The sequence below is a fragment of the Pseudoalteromonas caenipelagi genome, assembly GCF_013140855.1.
GTDB lineage: Bacteria > Pseudomonadota > Gammaproteobacteria > Enterobacterales > Alteromonadaceae > Pseudoalteromonas > Pseudoalteromonas caenipelagi.
The window spans coordinates 268,451-286,040 of the sequence record NZ_JABBPG010000007.1 but is presented as its reverse complement, the minus strand read 5'-3'; the positions used below and the strand labels follow the sequence as shown (position 1 = coordinate 286,040).

Genomic DNA, 17,590 nt, shown 5'->3' with positions numbered 1-17,590 from the left:
GTGTGACTTACCACAACGTGTTATCGAAGACATACCCGCCAGTGACCAGCCAATACCCGCAGCCCCCATGCGCTTATTCGAACTTGAGTAACTTAAGCCCAGTTGCGGCTGAATGCCACCCGAGCCCGCAGGTAAGTCAAACGGCACGTTATACGTGGCATTACCTGACTCATCAACCCTAAACTCACCCGGTGTGGTCAGTACTATGCCGCCTTCTTTATCATCCGGTAACGATAACGTATTTGAATCATTGCTTGGTGCAAAGTCTTGCTCACTAAATGAGTATAAGTCGCGATCTGCTTTCGACTGAGCAATGTTAATCCAAGACGTACACTCATTAGCGCTAAAACACACTTTAATGCGGTAAACCTTGCCTGCTGAATTACTCAGACCAAAACTCGTCTCACCATTTGTAAGTGTGGCTAACTCGTCCCAATCAAGCGATGCAAAATCACAGTCGCTTGCATCAGCACATGCCGCGCTTTCAATCACAACACGGGTTGCACCTGGCACACTTGGCCACTGTAACTTTGTGCTCAGATTCTCGGGCACAAACTCGGTGTTCATTACCGATACTTTGGTCTTCGTCGGCTCTAAATCGCTACAAGCTCTAGACGCTGTACTCATTGGTGCTGAAATTGGTATGAACATGCCATCCATGATTATCGGAATGATTTGCTGTTGCTCAACTAATGCGCACGCTTGAACATAAAAGAAGTAGTCTCCTGATGCTTCAAAAAGATAATCAAACGACCCTGCTTGATTGTTTGAGCTACTCGCTAACTCAACGTATTGACTACTCCCAGGCTCTTGAACAAACAATGTCAGTTCGTATTGCCTTTCTTGTGCTTTTGCAAACTGCCACTTAATCGTGTCTTTTGAATTAATAAATGAACGTTCTGATGCTTCTAGTCCTAAATCTTCTAACGTTCCAAGTGAATAATGCATATTCACTTCTACACGATTCGAACTAAAACACTCACCTTGCGCATTGCACGCTTCTACATAAAACGTATGTATGCCAGGGTAGTTTTGGATCCAACGATTTAGTGAGGTTTCTGTATACCCCTCTCTTATTAAAAGCGCTTCCTGTTCTGGTTTAATTACCCATAGTTTAAATGAAGTTGTACCCGCTGGTTTTGTCCAAGAAAGTAAAGTTTTATCACCCAATACCATTGAGCTCTTTTCACTCGTCATTACAGGGTACTGCTCTGCACGTCCCTCCTTCATGGTGATATTCAAGCGGTTTGACGTCACACACTCACCATTGTCTTGGCATGCTTCAACGTAGAATGAGTGTACTCCTGGGTAGTTTTGGATCCATCGATTAAGGAACGTTTGTGTGTATCCCTGCCTAATTAACAATGGCTCTTGTTCTGGCTTCTCAACCCAAATGTTAAACACTTTCGCATTTTTTGGATTGGTCCAAGAAAGGACCGTAGTCCCCCCTAAAAACATCTCGCGTTGTGTAGCACTTAAAACAGGCTTTAGTGGTTGACCAATGGTTTTACGTACCGTATTACTCACTGTACAGTTTGCATCAGTTTTATTGCACGCAGTCACTTTAAAATCAACAACTGCCGCCTCGCTTACTTTCAGCTCGTGAGTATATTCCGCTTTATTAGAGCCACCAATGTGGTCTATTTTTTGGCCACACAGCTCAGTACCATTTTCTGCTTTACAACTTACTTTGAAGTATCCACCTGCATAAATTAAATTACCTGGTCGATTCCAGTTTACTTTTACTGTATCGCTAACATCTGGAGACTCCGGCGTCACGCTCACAAGTGGTGCATCTGGGTTTGAAAACGACACGATGCGAATCGCTTTACTTTTTTCACCGCAACGATAGCTACCTGAATCTGATGTAACACAAGCAGCAAGTTGTAGTCTGTACCAACCTTTGTTACCTACATTAATATCATAGGTTTTCTTTGCTTTACTAACATGCGCTATTTTTTTCGGCGTACTACTGTCCGGGTTGTCCTTATTCACTGGGTAGTAATACACATCAAAACTATCAGCACCAGCAATAGACTGACTCAGCGCAACGGTCATATTTGTATTTTCTGGATAATAGAAATCCCAGTCAACATTAAAACTCGGATCACCATGCGTAGGGATCTGTGTTGAAAGTTTAACAAGATTGCTTGAAGTACAGTTAACATCCGATTTATTACACGCTTTAACCTGTACGTAGTAGTCACCAGGCGTTGACGCTTTAAATGTATATGTATATTCAGATTTATTTGAGCCGCCGATGTGATCAATTTTTTGATTACATACGTCTGTGCCATTTACAACACAGCTCAATTTAAAGTAACCACCAGACCAAATTAATTTATCAGGTCGGTTCCAAGTAACTGTAACATCACTATCAAGTTCAGGTAATTCAGGTGTAACAGATACAGTAGGCGCCACTGGTGCTTCAAAAGACACAATTCTGCGTCCTTGGCTAGTTGAACTGCACTGATAAGCTCCGCTTCTTGATGTTACACATGCAGCCAGCTGAAGCTGGTAGTAACCTGCAGCGCCAACATTAAGTGTGATTGACTGCTGTGATTTTGCAACATGTCGCACCTGAGGTGACGAGTTTTCTTTATAATAATAAACGTCATAGCTATCAGCGCCTTCTATAGACTGAGGTAGCTTTACTGTCATTGTGGTATTTTGTGGATAATAGAAATCCCAATCTACGCTATAGCCTGGGTCTCCTGGCACCGCGGGGATAACATAAGCCGTACGCGTTGCACTGCTCGAGCAGTAAGAGTCGGTTTTGTTACAGGCCTTTACTTGAATGTCGTAGGCACTAATACTGTTAGCCGTAAAACTATATGAGTATTCAGATTTATTCGAACCGCCAATATGAGGAATGGTTTGCGCGCACACATCTGAACCGCTGTTATTGATACAGCTGAGTTTGAAATAAGCCCCTGACCAAATCAGTCCATCTGGACGGTTCCAATCCACTTTAACCGTTCCACCTTTACCAACAGTTGTCGAACTAATCGCGAGGTTTGGCGCGCTTGGATTATTAAAGATAACGATACGCCTCGGTGTACTCTCCGAGCTACAACCTGCGCTATTACATGCTTTGATACGAATATAATTCGGTCCACTTGCCACAGAAGGAATATATTCCCAAGTACTACTGTAGAAAGTTCGACTAACCGTAGTACTGGTTGTGGAAGTGCCGTTATAAACTTGATAATAATCAGCCCCAGAAATACTAGGAATTTTAACTCTGATAGAGGCGCCAACAGGATGGTATAAATCCCAATTCACATTAGGCTCACCAGGGGTGGCAGGAATTGTAGGCCGTTCCTGCATATACACACTGACACTGTTTGATGAAGCACACGCGCCATTTCCATCACACGCTTCTACATAAAAAGTATGTGTGCCAGGATAGTTTTGTATCCAACGGCTAAATGAAGTTCCTGTATAATTACTACGAAACTTTAAAGGCGACTGCGAGGGCTTAATAACCCAAAGGTGAAAATAAGCTGTTCCACTGGGTTTTGACCAAGAAAGTTCTGTCGTATCACCTAAGTACATAGAGCTTTTTGAAGAGCTCATAGAAGGTGACTGAATCGCTTGAACACCGATGCTGAACATCAGCACAATAAAAAATAATAGTCCTTTATACATGTGTGCCCCTAATTTGAGTTGATTGGGTCAATATAAGCATCCAGCTTGTGCCACAGCGTGCTTTTTTATTACTAGGCCTGAGCATATTTTGATACGTCAGCATCCGGAAGTCCTTAAACGAAGTTAGAAAGTTGCGTTTTGAAAATAGGTTCAGAATTCTATTGGAATCATTTTTAGAAGTAAACACGGCAGGAGACCAGATTGTAAACGAGAGTGAAAAACAATCACTCTGCTTATTGCTGTTTAAATTGGCAACACGACTTAAATAGGTAATTGTAAATACAGCTTTTATCCCGTATATACGCATAAAGGCCTTTTGGAGGCAAACTGACTAATAGCACAGTTTCAATATCCATAGCCTAGCTTCAAACACACTTATTAAAGAGTAAAGGTTGGGTAGGTTGAAAAAGTAATATAGTTTAAATAGCTACCACTGTGGTGCTATTTCAATAATCAATGTATAAATAACTAATAGATTGATTAATATCTGGATTACACTGTTCAACCCCAAGTTTAACAACATGTCCCGATGAGGCTGCAGCTAAAAGCATAGCAAACCAAGTCTTAGCCGTTTCATCTGACAAACTAAAACTCCAATAGGTATTTTTTTGCGTGCTTTTACAGGGTTCATCTTTTAATCTAAAATAAACCGTACCATCTTGAGGGTATATGCGCTCAACGCCACCTTTAGTTGAAGCTGCTTGCGCTTGGCTAAAGGCTAGAATAATTACAACAATTAGTGTATAAAACTTCATTCTTTAATCTCTAAAAATAAGTATCGACTTATAGATAAAAAAGCTTAACAGCTTTAATTTAAAAATTTTATTTAATATAAAAAAGAGCATTTCCTATCCTGTATTTATATTTTGATATAGGTATCCACAAATATTGTTACGCAAATTTAGCTATTTAGTCACTTCTAGAACTTTAACTTTGCACCAATGGGACTTATCACCCCTGTCGACATACCAAATATTGACCTTCTTTTCCCCCATTAGTGCTGCCAATGCAGACGAATGTACTAATTTGCTATTTGTCCAAAGTTCACATGTCACACTTGGATTATCCGGGTTGGGGCCAATTCTAGAACTACCGTTTACGTTTATCCAAACATTCACCGTATCATCGGGTGTTTCATAAACCTTCATGGATGAGATAGTAGCAGCTCTCACGGACAACTCAGCTGAAAGCACCACGTTTGAAAAAATAATACAAAGGAAAAATAGTAATTTTTTCATAATAATAGTCGACTCGTTTAATAACATAATACTTATTTATTGCTGTAGATATGACTGATCGCAGGTAACCCCTGCACACACCCGTCTAGATATAATGCCAGAGGCTGTTCTGCAATATGAGCAGCCAACACCAAAGCGACAATTTCTGAGTAGTGAGGGTGACTTTTATCTAAAATGTAAAGATCTTTTCTACCACATTTATCTGGATCAACCATCGCGGCTTGACGAATAAGTAAGCCGGTGTGTGTTTTATAAAATTGGTACTGATTAACCTTCTGAGGTAATGTCATTTGACCTGCAAAACTTTTAAAACCAAAGAACACTATGACAAATAATAAATAACGTAAATTCAAATTAATTTAAATTCCCTTTTGAGAGTATGAAAACATATAATTAAGTAAATATATGTTTTCATAATTAAATTTAAAATTGCAATAGATAATAAATAACTACAATATAAAAATCATCTTTTCTACATACACTAACAAGGATGTTGCTCTGATTAACGATGAACCCAAACACCCACTATATCTGATCGGGTACCAGAATTGCACTGAGCATTGTCGTCTTTAAAACGAACAGTGACTTTTTTATCAGCCATTTGTGCAGCGAGTAGCAATGAGTATGTATGCTCAAAATCAATATCGCTGGCCTTCATATTAGCTAGCCCACCATTGATAAATTGCAGCCAAAGGTGACCATCATCGCCAATGTATAACCTGCTTGTTTCAACCGTACACTCCTTATATGCAAAGGCATTAATGGACAGTAGGGCCAAGCTCGCCCCTAAAACTAACTTTTTCATGTCACTCTCTAAAATAATCACGAGTTAGAAAAAACACTTTATTTAAATAATTTTATTTAAACCCTACGTAAACAAACTCACTTTATAATAAGTATATTATTATCTAATTCTAATATGAGTTGCTTTAGAAATATGACCAAATTGACACTCTTGGTCTTGAACTGACTCTCTATGTACAAGCATAACCTCTTTCTCGCCCATAAATGCCGCCATTGCTAATGCAAACATATCTTTTGCATCAGGGTCACTTGTTGGCCACCAAAAATTCCCCGAACCACCACAAGTTTTATCTTCGATAGTGGTATAGATAATATGCTTTCCATCATGAGACATTATCTCTGTTATCTTTCCCCAGCCTTTTGTCCAGCCGGCTTGGCTTACACCAGGAAAAATTAACAACATTAAAACAAATAAATTTTTGTACATAATCCCCTCCTTATAAAAATATAATTTAAAAATCGCCATAAGCTACAACATATAACTTACAGTAATACCCCGATGAAGAACCTGCCCATTTTTGCTCCGGTATTCCCCATACCTTAACTTTTGTTTTTGCTTGATAAGCGGCAATTATCATGCTTACATTAGCATTAAAACCGTCGTCACTTTTACTCAAGAAATAGCCCGTACACTGCTCAATAGGATCTTTGAGTTTAAAGATCACATCACCACCGCCGTATTGGTTGTATGATGCGAGCGCGACTATCTCTGTCGACGAAGACGCTATATTATTAGCGAAGGCAAAAGCACTTGTGAAAATCGCAACAAAACCGATAAGTTTAATCATATATAATCATCCATTTGAAAATAATTTTTCGATGCCTAGTTCAATACCATTAGTGCATCGACGTCTTCACCATCTGACCACCGACTGCATTTACCGGCACCATAAATTCGCACTTTTTTACCGCTGGCATGGGCAGATAGAATCATTGAATATTGCTGCTTTCCAGCTGTTGAGTTTTCGTCTTTAATCATCCAATAACCACTGGTTGCGCAACTTGGCCTGTTGTTTCTAGTGCCACCTTCTAGTGCAAAGTACACAAGACCATCACTGGCTCGAACCATCAGCCAAGCAACTTTACTCTCTTGGCTATTGGCAGTGCTAAACCAAGGCATAAAAGTTAGAGCAACAAACAAAATAAATTTATACATACAGTAACCTCTTTTAATTAGCAGCCTCTATTTATGCTGAGCAGCAGAGTTTTAAATTAATGAATTCGCGTTAGTGTAACTTTTCCTAAAGATAATCCACCGCCGCCATAATAATCTAACTGGGCAAATAACTTGCCTGACTCTAGCTTAAATTTAACGATCTCTCTGCCAGACACATGGCTAATACGCGTATAGCGACTTGCACCATTGAAATTGTATAGCACATACTCTTCAAGTACTGGGTCATAGCCATCTCTTATTCCTGATATCGTCACACGATATGCTGAATTCCCTGCTACCTTTGCAGGAAGTTCCTGCCACTGTTTATTGGCAGGTAAACTAATACTTAGAGTCTGGCTAGTGATATAACTAGATTGATTATCTTGTGATAGAGCACCACCAATAGCAACGACATTACCTATCAATTGCGTATTTTTTAGTACCGCGCTGTGTTTCCACCAATCCTGCCCTGTCATGCCATTAATTGTGATCTTCCCTGCATTTTCAGCATCTATTACGGCATACTTTCTATTTGATTGCGCGCCACCTTGAGCAAACACCCCGTTAATGTCTAACGTACGCGAGTTCTTAACTTTGAATACAGTGTTGACACCTTCAGCGTAGAAATTAGATATTTGGTTATTCCACGTATAGTGCTCCGCCGGTCCATAAATTTCGACGCCGACAGCTGAATTCTGCACAGTAGAATTAACGATGTTACTACCCATAGCAGCTAGCTTAAGCCCAGTGTTTGAGCCTTCAACATAAATATTGTCAAATACATTCACGTTGTTAAACCAACCATTTGGCTCCGTATTCCAGTATGCTGGATTGTCACCATTGCCATGTAGCTCAACACCAACATTCACTTTGAAAATGAACAAGTCTTCAAAGCGGCTCCAAATAACCCACTTTCCGTATATCCCTTTATCAAAGCCTGTGATGTCTAACTTTGAAAAGTGTGAACGATATGATGCAAAAGGTATCTCTATCGCTTTACCTTGTGGCTGAGCGTTACTTTGACTCAACGTTAAATTATGGATTTCAACGCCATGAGCAACCTTAAACATACTGATGTTTGAAGAGGTGAGCAGTTTTGAAAGCTCTCGTTTTTCACCAGTAATTTTTATTTGAGAGCGATGGTTGCCCGCAAATTGAGTTACATCAATGGTGTTTTCTATATTAAATGTGCCAGCAGGAATATACACACTCTTGCTATTGGATACAGCGTAATTAACTGCAGCTTGAATCGCTTGACTATCATCTAAATTATCATTAGCAATTGCGCCAAAACGCTCATCAGTAATGGAAACTGAGTCTGCAGCAACTACATTTGTGCTAGCAAATATCATTGCGACTAAAAAAGATAAATGTGTTTTCATAAATGTTCCCTACTCATGTGAGGTTTAAAATGAATAGCCCAGACACGCTCTAGGCAAACTTACATTGCTCAGCTGGCACAGGACAACGAATCCCCAATAGGGGTACCAAATTACAGATATAAACAAGTCCAGCCACTGTAGTGAATTTCTACATCACTTTACCAACACTGTGCCCTTAAAGTTTCTATTTTTCAGATATATGCAAAATAGTTGGAAATTAATGCACTTGGTGCATATAAAAGCGATATCACTAGGATAAAATTGCAAATTGTTTTATAGGTTCAGCTAAAACGGAGTGTTATTAACGAAAATTAATGCTCTAAAACAACTTAACTGCTTATACATATTTATAAAGGCCGAGATTCTATCAGAGTTATATCTTTAATGTTCTCTAATGTCGTGCATTTTCAGTCTGCAACGTTAACAGTTGTAAATAGAGCTACTATAAGCGCGCAAAGCTCTGTTCGAGGTGCTGTGGAGCTAGGTAAATCCACTGTTGATAAGTGGGCACGCCAGCAAAAAAGCAAAGCGTAATGGAAATCTCACAAGTGCGACTCCTCTGCTCCTAGCTCCCAAACCAACTTAAAACCCGTGAACTTGAACGTAAACTCAAGTACTTAGAAGAGTACAATGAGATCCTAAAACAGGCTTCATGTCATTGCATGGCGTGGCGTGGCGTGGCGTGGCGTGGCGTGGAATGCTAAGGCAAATTCGGATGGATAATGGTCCTGAATTTACGTCGAACGTTTTGGAAAGTTGGGCTGCTGAAAAGTGCATAAAACTTGAGTTTATTAAACCAGGAAGTCCCTATCAGAATGGATTTGTAGAGCGATTTAATCGCAGCTATCGAGAAGAAGTTTTGGATTTATATCTGTTTGAGTCACTTCAGCAGGTTCGTTACATTACAGATGAATGGTTAGATATTTATAATTATGAACGGCCTCATGACGCACTGGGAGATCAAACCCCAATGGGTTATCTTGAGGTAGCATAATTCTACTAATGAGCTGTACTAAAATTGGGGCAGTTACACGGGACGTATCTTGTAAGAATAAGTTTGCGATTGTTTTACAAACACTTTATATGGGGGCTCATATTTCAGGCACAAAAAAACCGACTGTCTTTTCAGAACATGTCGGTTGATTGCTCACTTCTTAAAGAAGTGGCGGACGCGGGACGTATCTTGAAAGAGTGAACCTCCGATTGCCTGCATCGCGACTCTCTATATTTAACCACTTGAGAGAAGTGGCGGACGCGGGAGGATTCGAACCTCCGACCGCCTGGTTCGTAGCCAGGTACTCTATCCAGCTGAGCTACGCGTCCGTATTTAAGTATCTTTTACATCTTTACTTACGAGATGCCCTTTTATTAGCCACTTAGAGAAAAGTGGCGGACGCGGGACGTATCTTGAGAGAGTGAACCTCCGATAGCCTGCATCGCAGTCCTCTATATTTAACCACTTGAGAAAAGTGGCGGACGCGGGAGGATTCGAACCTCCGACCGCCTGGTTCGTAGCCAGGTACTCTATCCAGCTGAGCTACGCGTCCGTATTTAAGTATCTTTTTCATCTTTACTTACGAGATGCCCTTTTATTAGCCACTTAGAGAAAAGTGGCGGACGCGGGAGGATTCGAACCTCCGACCGCCTGGTTCGTAGCCAGGTACTCTATCCAGCTGAGCTACGCGTCCGTATTTAAGTATCTTTTACATCTTTACTTACGAGATGCGAACTTGTTCGTAGCCATCATTGCTAAATAAACTATCCAGCTGAGCTACGCGTCCGTACAAGAGACCATGTTTAAAACATGGCGGAGAAGGAGGGATTCGAACCCTCGATAGGGCTACAAACCCTATACTCCCTTAGCAGGGGAGCGCCTTCAGCCACTCGGCCACCTCTCCGTCTTGTGGATGCGTATAATAAAGGCTTGAGAAAATAAGTCAAACACTTTTATGGCAAAAATGAACTGTATGCTCATAGAATGTGCAGCTTTTAAGTCATTTATGTAATGCTGCTTAACTTTTCAACATTTTGTCAATAAAAATAAGGTTAAGCGAGCAAAACATACAAAAAAAGCCGCTCAATAAGCGGCTTTTTCACAACGTTTAAATTAGTCTGCTTGTGGACGCATATGCGGGAACAAGATAACGTCTTTAATCGTTGGTGAGTCGGTGAATAGCATCACTAGACGGTCGATACCGATCCCCTCACCTGCCGTTGGTGGTAAACCATACTCAAGTGCTTGGATATAATCTTCGTCAAAGTGCATCGCTTCATCGTCGCCTGCGTCTTTTTCTTCAACTTGGCGTGCAAATCGTGCGGCTTGATCTTCTGCGTCATTTAGCTCAGAGAAGCCGTTAGCAAGCTCTCGTCCACCAACAAAGAACTCAAAGCGGTCAGTGATGAACGGGTTCTCATCGTTACGACGTGCCAGTGGTGACACTTCCCACGGATATTCTGTGATGAAAGTCGGTTGAATAAGCTTGTGTTCAGCCACTTCTTCAAAGATCTCACATAAGTATTTACCCGGGCCCCAAACACAGTTTTCAGGAATTTTCACGTGAACTTGCTTAGCAAACGCTTTTAATTCTTCAAAATGATTTTCAGGATCTTTAAAGATGTGAGCTTGTGTAGCCGCAGCTTCTGAATGCTCGATAATGGCATCCGCCATTGATAAACGAGTAAACGGCTGACCAAAGTCATATTCAACCGTATCAATTACTTCGCCATCAGCATTCTTAGTGGTGTTCACGATCGTTGTTGTACCTAGAACATCTTGCGCCACTGTGCGTAACATATCTTCAGTTAAGTTCATCAAGTCATTGTAGTCAGCGTAAGCTTGGTAGAACTCGATCATGGTGAATTCAGGATTATGACGTGTAGATAATCCTTCGTTACGGAAGTTACGGTTAATTTCAAACACGCGGTCAAAACCACCAACAACTAAACGCTTAAGATAAAGCTCGGGCGCGATACGCAAATACATATCGATATCAAGTGCATTATGGTGCGTCACAAACGGACGTGCCGATGCACCACCAGGAATAACCTGAAGCATAGGCGTTTCAACTTCCATAAAGTCACGCTCAGCGAGGAAGCGACGAATGCCTTCGATCACTTTTGAACGAATACGGAAAGTTTCACGTGTTTCCATGTTCGTGATCAAGTCAACATAACGCTGACGATACTTTGCTTCTTGGTCTGTTAAACCGTGAAACTTTTCTGGTAATGGGCGTAATGACTTAGTAAGTAGCTCGTAGTCAACCATGTCGACATACAAGTCACCTTTGCCAGATTTATGTACAGGGCCTTTCACACCGATAATATCACCGATATCTAATTGACCATACTTGGCTTTTAAGTCTTTTTGTACGTCTTTTGAAGCATACGCCTGAATACGGCCTTTCATATCTTGCAATACTAAAAACGGACCACGTTTAGCTAGAATACGGCCAGCAACAGCAGCTTGGCAGTCTAACTCAACTAGCTCCTCTTTCGATTTATCACCAAGCTTAGCCTGTAGATCAGCCGTATAGTCTTCACGGCGGAAGCTGTTAGGGTGGCCATTGGCGTTGCAATTCTCGCGAATCGCATCCAACTTGGTACGACGCTCAGCAATGAGTTTGTTTTCGTCTTGGATTTGATCTGTCATTTTTTAGCTCTTAGTTTAGCTTGTTGATTAAAGGCCTGATTTCAGGCTAGCTTCGATAAATTTGTCTAAATCACCGTCTAGTACAGCTTGTGTATTACGGTTTTCAACACCGGTACGTAGATCTTTAATACGCGAGTCATCCAATACATAAGAACGTATTTGACTACCCCAACCGATGTCAGATTTGGCGTCTTCTTGAGATTGCTTTTCAGCGTTTTGCGCTTGCATTTCTAGCTCAAATAACTTGGCTTTTAACTGCTTCATGGCTTGCGCTTTGTTTTTGTGTTGCGAACGCTCGTTCTGACACTGTACAACAGTATTTGTTGGTAAGTGCGTGATACGAACCGCAGACTCAGTGGTGTTAACGTGCTGACCACCAGCCCCCGATGCACGATATACGTCGATACGTAAATCTGCTGGGTTGATATCAATTTCAATATTATCGTCAACTTCTGGGTATACAAATGCTGAAGCAAAAGACGTGTGACGACGACCACTTGAGTCGAACGGGCTCTTTCTCACTAAACGGTGAACGCCTGTTTCGGTGCGTAACCAACCGTAAGCATATTCACCCACAAAGCGCACTGTTGCACCTTTGATACCCGCTACATCGCCGTCGGTTGCTTCTACTAGTTCAACCTTAAAGCCTTTTGCTTCACCCCAACGAAGGTACATGCGCAGCAGCATGTTACACCAATCTTGTGCTTCTGTTCCGCCTGAACCCGCTTGTAAATCTAAATATGCATCGTTGCTATCGTGTGCTCCTGAAAACATTCGACGAAATTCAAGTTTTTCCAAAGACGCCATCAGCGCCTCTAATTCTTGCTGGGCTTCGTCAAAGGTATCCTGATCTTCAGCTTCTACGGCAAGCTCTACTAGGCCTTCTGCATCGTCAGCTCCTGAAACCAAGTTATCGATGGTTTCAACAACTTCCTCTAACGCTGATTTTTCACGACCTAACGCTTGCGCCTTTTCCGGTTCGTTCCAGACGGCTGAATCTTCGAGTTCGGCATTTACTTCTTCTAAACGTTCTAATTTAAGAGCGTAGTCAAAGATACCCCCGAAGCAGTTCAGTACGTTCGCGAATGTCCTTGATTTGATTAATCACAGGATTCACTTCAAACATGCACATTACTCCAAAAATTGCTCGATTTTCTATGGTTGCCGCTATTTCATCTCTGACTAAGCAGCACCCCAATTATTAAACGCGCCATAGTAGCAAAATTTGTAGTCGCTATAAATGCCTTTATTAGGTAATTGCGCTGATTTCTCGCACGATTAACTGTAATGAAAACTTGCCTCTGAATTCATTAATATCCAGTTGATACGCTACCTGTGCAAAACGCGCTTGCGTATTGGGCCATGCTTTTACATCAATATTGAAGGCAATGGCATCCACAAGCTTTGCTGATTGATGTTTTAACACTAATTTTAGATGCTTTTCACCGACGATTCGTTGCTGAACCAATTCAAATTCACCATAAAATACAGGCTCAGGAAAGTGCTGCCCCCAAGGCCCAGCTTGTTGCAACAGTTGTGCAAAATCCATAGAGAAGCACTCTGCGGGAAGTGCACCATCGGTCAACAGCACACTCTGTTTGTGCTCTTCAGATAGATTCTCTGCAACGGCACTAACAAAGACTTGTTTGAAAAGTTCAAAGCTTGTTTCCTGTATAGTCAACCCTGCGGCCATCGCATGACCACCAAACTTTTCGATCAATTCTGGATATTGGCGATTGAGTGACTCTAATAGGTCCCTCATGTGAATACCTTCGATAGAACGACATGACCCTTTGATTTCGCCGTTATCGCCTTGTGCAAATACCACAGTTGGGCGATGGTATTGCTCCTTGAGGCGTCCCGCCAGAATACCGATGACTCCTTGGTGCCAATCTTGTTGATATAGGCATACTGCATCTGGCACACTTTGGGTACTGACAACCAAGCGCTCAAGCACGGCCTGTGCTTCTTGTTGCATGCCCTGCTCTATTTCGCGGCGTTCGTGATTTAAGCTATCTAACTCGCTGGCAATACGTCGAGCTTGATTGATGTCTTTTGATAATAAACACGCGATCCCCAAACTCATATCATCTAAACGCCCAGCCGCATTCAAACGCGGTGCCAAAGCAAAACCAAAATCACTGGCACTGAGTCTTGCTGCATTGCGATTGGATACTTCAATGAGTGCTTCAATGCCGGGTCGAGTGTGACCTCCGCGAATACGCGCCAACCCTTGGTAAACCAAGGTGCGATTATTTGCGTCTAATGCCACAACATCAGCCACTGTACCAAGTGCAACGACGTCTAATAAAGACGCTAAATTGGGTTCTTGTTGTTGCTTATTAGCAAAGTAGTTTTGAGTTCGTAAAGTATGTCGTAGTGCCACCAGCAAATAAAAGGCGACCCCGACACCTGCAATAGACTTTGATGGAAACTGGCAGCCATGCTGATTGGGGTTAACAATAGCATCTGCATTGGGTAATTGCTCACCTTGTAAGTGGTGGTCAGTGACAATCACTTGAATGCCCGCTTGCTTAACAATATCAATACCAGCAATACAAGAAATACCGTTGTCTACTGTGATCACTAAATCAGGGGCTAGCTGCACGATTTGCTCTGCAAGCGCAGGGCTTAATCCATAACCTAAGCTAAACCTATCTGGTACCAAGTAATCTAACTGCCGATAGCCAAATTGCGCCAAACCCTCCATTAAAACAGTAGTACTGGTGGCCCCATCAGCATCAAAGTCTCCTACTATTAATATCTTGGCTTGTGCATGCAGTGCTGATTGCAAAATATCGCACGCTTTATCAATATCTTTAAACAAGCGAAAATCGAGTAATGTGCTAGCACGATTATCCAGCTCCTCGGCCAACTGCACACCACGACTGGCATATATCTGTTTGATCACAGGATGTATGTGATTGGGCAAATGACTATCGTCGACGCGTGGTCGAGCTTTGATATGGGTATTCATGAACTACAGAACCTTAAATTTGACGCAATAAAAAAGGCCTAACGGCCCTTTTTAACTCGCCATTATTATACCTGCTACTAAGACTTATTGCCTTTATCTTCTAACATTTTTGCTAGTGAGTCGGCAGGTTGGTAACCAGGTATAAGCGTACCATCTTCAAGAATAATCGCGGGTGTACCTGACAAGCCGAAACTTTGGCCTAACTGATAATGTTCAGCCACAGGCGCACTACAATTCTCAACTTTAGCAACCTTTTGCCCAGCCTTAGCATCTGTTAACGCTTGTGCTGCATCTTTTGCGCACCACACATTCATTAAATCTTCGTAACCAGAGCCACGTAATCCACCACGTGGATAAGCAAGGTATTTAACAGTAATGCCTGCAGATAAATAATCTTCTAGCTCTCTGTGAAGTTTGCGACAGTAACCACATGTGATATCAGTAAAAACGGTGATTTGGTGCTTTTCATTCTCAGCTTTATACACAATCATTGAATCTTGATACTGTGCTACACCCTCTTTGCGCACGCCACTGAGCGCTTGGTCAGTCACGTTTATACGGCTTTCTAAGTCTATTAGATTGCCTTGCATTAAGTATTTACCATCAGGCGACGCATACAATACGCCTTTATCAGTCAATACCGTTTTCAAGCCTGCAACAGGGCTACTTTCTACACTTTTAACCGTCACGCCGAGTTTAGCAAAACTTTCTTTTATCGGTTCAAGCGCTAAAGGTGCCATCACCATAGGCTCTGATGCGGTCTCTATTTCAGTATTCGCGAGCGTTGAAAAACTGCATACCATTGCCGCTGCTAACATTAATTTTTTCATATCTATCTCTTAAAGTTATTATCCTATTTCCCCAGTAGACCGAGAATATCCAATAAAATTCCATCAAGCTCTAGGGTGATGTTGCTGATGTAAACTCTTTAAGCGTTCACTCGCAACATGTGTATAAATCTGTGTGGTCGACAAGTCACTGTGTCCTAACATCATCTGCACGACTCTTAAGTCAGCGCCATGATTGAGCAAATGTGTTGCAAAAGCATGACGTAAAGTATGTGGTGATAATGGCGACGTTACTTGAGCCAAAATAGCATAGTGTTTAATTCGATGCCAAAAAGTTTGTCTTGTCATCCCTGTGCCTCTTTTTGAGGGAAACACAAAGTCGGTCGCATGTTTCACCATTTGAGGACGCCCAACTTGCAAAAACTGTTCAATATAATGCAACGCCTCTTCACCCATAGGAACCAGTCGCTCTTTTCCGCCTTTGCCTTTAACAAGTACCACGGCTTGTCGCAGATTGATTTGCTCCATTCTCAAACCAACCAATTCAGTCACTCGCAGACCTGTTGCATAAAGCAATTCCAACATAGCTTTATCTCTAAGCCCCATTGCATCACCTAAATCTGGCGCATCAAGTAAGGCTTCCACTTCCTGTTCGGTGAGTGTTTTTGGCAACGACTGCGCCATTTTAGGCTGCGCAATATTCAAAAGTGGCGTGCTAGTTATTCTTTTTTCTCGAATAAAAAAAAGATAAAACCGCTTCAGTGCACTCAGGGCTCTTGCTGTGCTGCGCGCTTTTAAACCCAAATCATGACGATGAGCCAAATAAGCTTCTATGTGATCACTTTCAACTGCAAGTAGCGATTTATTAAATGTAGTTTGGATATAGAGCGCACATTTTTCTATATCACTTCGATAAGCTGCCAGCGTATTTTCACTCAAACCTTGCTCTAAAAATAACGAGTCTAAGAATAGTTCTATATATTCTGCATTTTCACCGCTTAACGGTGTAGTTGATTGTTGCTCGCTCACAGGCTTCCTGTATCAATTTGCTGCGTCATAAGGTAGACTTCGCGCCTATCATAACAGTCAATTTAAAAGTGATAAATACCATGCAGATCGGGTTATTTTACGGTTCAACTACTTGTTACACTGAAATGGCTGCGGAGAAAATCCGCGATATCATTGGTGACGATATCGTTTCATTACACAATATTAAAGACGAACCCCTTAGCAATGCCCAACAGTATGACTTTTTGATCTTCGGAATTTCAACCTGGGATTTTGGCGAGTTGCAAGAAGATTGGGAGTCATGCTGGGACGATATCGATAACGTCAATCTAGCAGGCAAAACTATCGCATTATTTGGGATGGGTGACCAACAAGGCTACGGTCAGTGGTTTCAAGATGCACTGGGTATGCTGCATGACAAAATTGCGCCACAAGGCGTACAGTTTTTAGGTTACTGGCCAAACACCCCCGACTACGAGTTTGAAGCATCTAAAGCGCTCACTGAAGATAAAAAGCACTTTGTTGGCTTAGCCCTTGATGAAGACAGTCAATATGATAAAAGTGATGAGCGCATCGCCGCTTGGATAACACAAATAATGACGCAGTACGGTGATTCTCTCTAACTTGGCTAAAATCGAGCTATCTATCGTGTAAATTTGTGTAGCTGTTCATTTATTTCTTTTACAGCCTGATTAATTTCTTCGGCTGCTTTTAAAGTCTCGGCAGCGCTTGCATTGTTATTACTCGTCACGTTACGAATATCAGCAATGCGAGCACTGAGCTCTCTGATTAAACCTTCTTGCAACGAAGCCGCCTCGGACAACTGCAGATTTTGAGCCTGAGTTTCAGTAATAGAGTTACTGATACTTCCTATCATGTTATTCAACGGTGATTCAAATTATCTTTCCTAGCGACGGTCTCATTCATCGCAACATGT

Annotated in this window: 16 protein-coding genes, 4 tRNA genes and 1 pseudogene; 2 read left to right on the top strand and 19 right to left on the bottom strand. The window is 41.7% G+C overall.

Going from position 1 to position 17,590, the window contains the following annotated elements:
* The 9 genes from HG263_RS16555 to HG263_RS16515 all read right to left on the bottom strand — a co-directional run.
* Positions 1 to 3,651: SpvB/TcaC N-terminal domain-containing protein (locus HG263_RS16555; RefSeq protein ID WP_171627194.1), on the bottom strand; the 3,651-nt coding region annotated here is incomplete at its 3' end.
* Positions 3,652 to 4,097: 446 nt separating this feature from the next.
* Positions 4,098 to 4,406 carry a hypothetical protein gene (locus HG263_RS16550; protein WP_216628483.1) on the bottom strand — a complete coding sequence of 103 codons (309 nt, stop codon included), beginning with the start codon at positions 4,404 to 4,406 and terminating at the stop codon, positions 4,098 to 4,100.
* A gap of 150 nt (positions 4,407 to 4,556) precedes the next feature.
* Positions 4,557 to 4,823: a hypothetical protein gene (locus HG263_RS16545; protein WP_171627193.1), complete on the bottom strand. Its 267-nt coding sequence runs from the start codon at positions 4,821 to 4,823 to the stop codon at positions 4,557 to 4,559.
* 98 nt (positions 4,824 to 4,921) lie between these two features.
* Entirely contained in the window at positions 4,922 to 5,179 is a 258-nt protein-coding gene (locus HG263_RS16540; protein WP_171627192.1) for a hypothetical protein, read from the bottom strand.
* 212 nt (positions 5,180 to 5,391) lie between these two features.
* Positions 5,392 to 5,694 carry a hypothetical protein gene (locus HG263_RS16535; RefSeq protein ID WP_171627191.1) on the bottom strand — a complete coding sequence of 101 codons (303 nt, stop codon included), beginning with the start codon at positions 5,692 to 5,694 and terminating at the stop codon, positions 5,392 to 5,394.
* A gap of 99 nt (positions 5,695 to 5,793) precedes the next feature.
* Positions 5,794 to 6,120: a hypothetical protein gene (locus tag HG263_RS16530; RefSeq protein WP_171627190.1), complete on the bottom strand. Its 327-nt coding sequence runs from the start codon at positions 6,118 to 6,120 to the stop codon at positions 5,794 to 5,796.
* A gap of 25 nt (positions 6,121 to 6,145) precedes the next feature.
* Positions 6,146 to 6,481, bottom strand: coding sequence for a hypothetical protein (locus HG263_RS16525; RefSeq protein WP_171627189.1), 336 nt, complete (start codon positions 6,479 to 6,481; stop codon positions 6,146 to 6,148).
* Positions 6,482 to 6,516: 35 nt separating this feature from the next.
* Positions 6,517 to 6,849: a hypothetical protein gene (locus HG263_RS16520; RefSeq protein WP_171627188.1), complete on the bottom strand. Its 333-nt coding sequence runs from the start codon at positions 6,847 to 6,849 to the stop codon at positions 6,517 to 6,519.
* Between the two features lie 56 nt (positions 6,850 to 6,905).
* On the bottom strand, positions 6,906 to 8,231 hold the full coding sequence (locus HG263_RS16515; RefSeq protein ID WP_171627187.1) for a glycosyl hydrolase family 28-related protein: 1,326 nt from the start codon (positions 8,229 to 8,231) through the stop codon (positions 6,906 to 6,908).
* A 649-nt stretch (positions 8,232 to 8,880) separates the two neighbouring features.
* On the opposite strand from HG263_RS16515, the pseudogene HG263_RS16510 reads away from it, so the two are divergent.
* Positions 8,881 to 9,225: pseudogene (locus HG263_RS16510) on the top strand (transposase); the annotation flags it as partial.
* Between the two features lie 252 nt (positions 9,226 to 9,477).
* On the opposite strand, the gene HG263_RS16505 reads toward HG263_RS16510, so the two are convergent.
* From HG263_RS16505 to xerD, 9 genes are all read right to left on the bottom strand, one after another.
* Positions 9,478 to 9,554: transfer RNA gene (locus tag HG263_RS16505), tRNA-Arg, on the bottom strand.
* A gap of 147 nt (positions 9,555 to 9,701) precedes the next feature.
* Positions 9,702 to 9,778 (bottom strand) — tRNA-Arg (locus HG263_RS16500).
* A 64-nt stretch (positions 9,779 to 9,842) separates the two neighbouring features.
* Positions 9,843 to 9,919 (bottom strand) — tRNA-Arg (locus tag HG263_RS16495).
* A 117-nt stretch (positions 9,920 to 10,036) separates the two neighbouring features.
* Positions 10,037 to 10,129 (bottom strand) — tRNA-Ser (locus tag HG263_RS16490).
* Between the two features lie 209 nt (positions 10,130 to 10,338).
* A complete protein-coding gene (gene lysS, locus HG263_RS16485) occupies positions 10,339 to 11,880 on the bottom strand; it encodes a lysine--tRNA ligase (RefSeq protein WP_171627185.1) in 1,542 nt (513 codons plus the stop codon).
* 27 nt (positions 11,881 to 11,907) lie between these two features.
* Positions 11,908 to 13,006 (bottom strand): peptide chain release factor 2 gene (gene prfB / locus HG263_RS16480; RefSeq protein ID WP_171627184.1). Its coding sequence is split into 2 segments (ribosomal slippage): positions 11,908 to 12,930 and positions 12,932 to 13,006, totalling 1,098 coding nucleotides; the frame shifts between segments, so codons are not numbered across the junction.
* 123 nt (positions 13,007 to 13,129) lie between these two features.
* Positions 13,130 to 14,857, bottom strand: coding sequence for a single-stranded-DNA-specific exonuclease RecJ (gene recJ, locus HG263_RS16475; protein ID WP_171627183.1), 1,728 nt, complete (start codon positions 14,855 to 14,857; stop codon positions 13,130 to 13,132).
* Between the two features lie 77 nt (positions 14,858 to 14,934).
* Positions 14,935 to 15,687, bottom strand: coding sequence for a bifunctional protein-disulfide isomerase/oxidoreductase DsbC (dsbC, locus tag HG263_RS16470; RefSeq protein WP_171627182.1), 753 nt, complete (start codon positions 15,685 to 15,687; stop codon positions 14,935 to 14,937).
* Positions 15,688 to 15,750: 63 nt separating this feature from the next.
* Entirely contained in the window at positions 15,751 to 16,674 is a 924-nt protein-coding gene (gene xerD, locus HG263_RS16465; RefSeq protein ID WP_171627181.1) for a site-specific tyrosine recombinase XerD, read from the bottom strand.
* Between the two features lie 80 nt (positions 16,675 to 16,754).
* On the opposite strand from xerD, the gene fldB reads away from it, so the two are divergent.
* The gene (gene fldB / locus HG263_RS16460) at positions 16,755 to 17,276 is read left to right on the top strand and encodes a flavodoxin FldB (protein WP_171627180.1); all 522 of its coding nucleotides are present in this window, start codon (positions 16,755 to 16,757) and stop codon (positions 17,274 to 17,276) included.
* Positions 17,277 to 17,296: 20 nt separating this feature from the next.
* Here fldB and HG263_RS16455 read toward each other — a convergent pair whose 3' ends face one another.
* Complete coding sequence (locus HG263_RS16455) at positions 17,297 to 17,530, bottom strand: hypothetical protein (RefSeq protein WP_171627179.1); 234 nt, start codon at positions 17,528 to 17,530, stop codon at positions 17,297 to 17,299.
* Between the last annotated feature and the right edge of the window lie 60 nt (positions 17,531 to 17,590).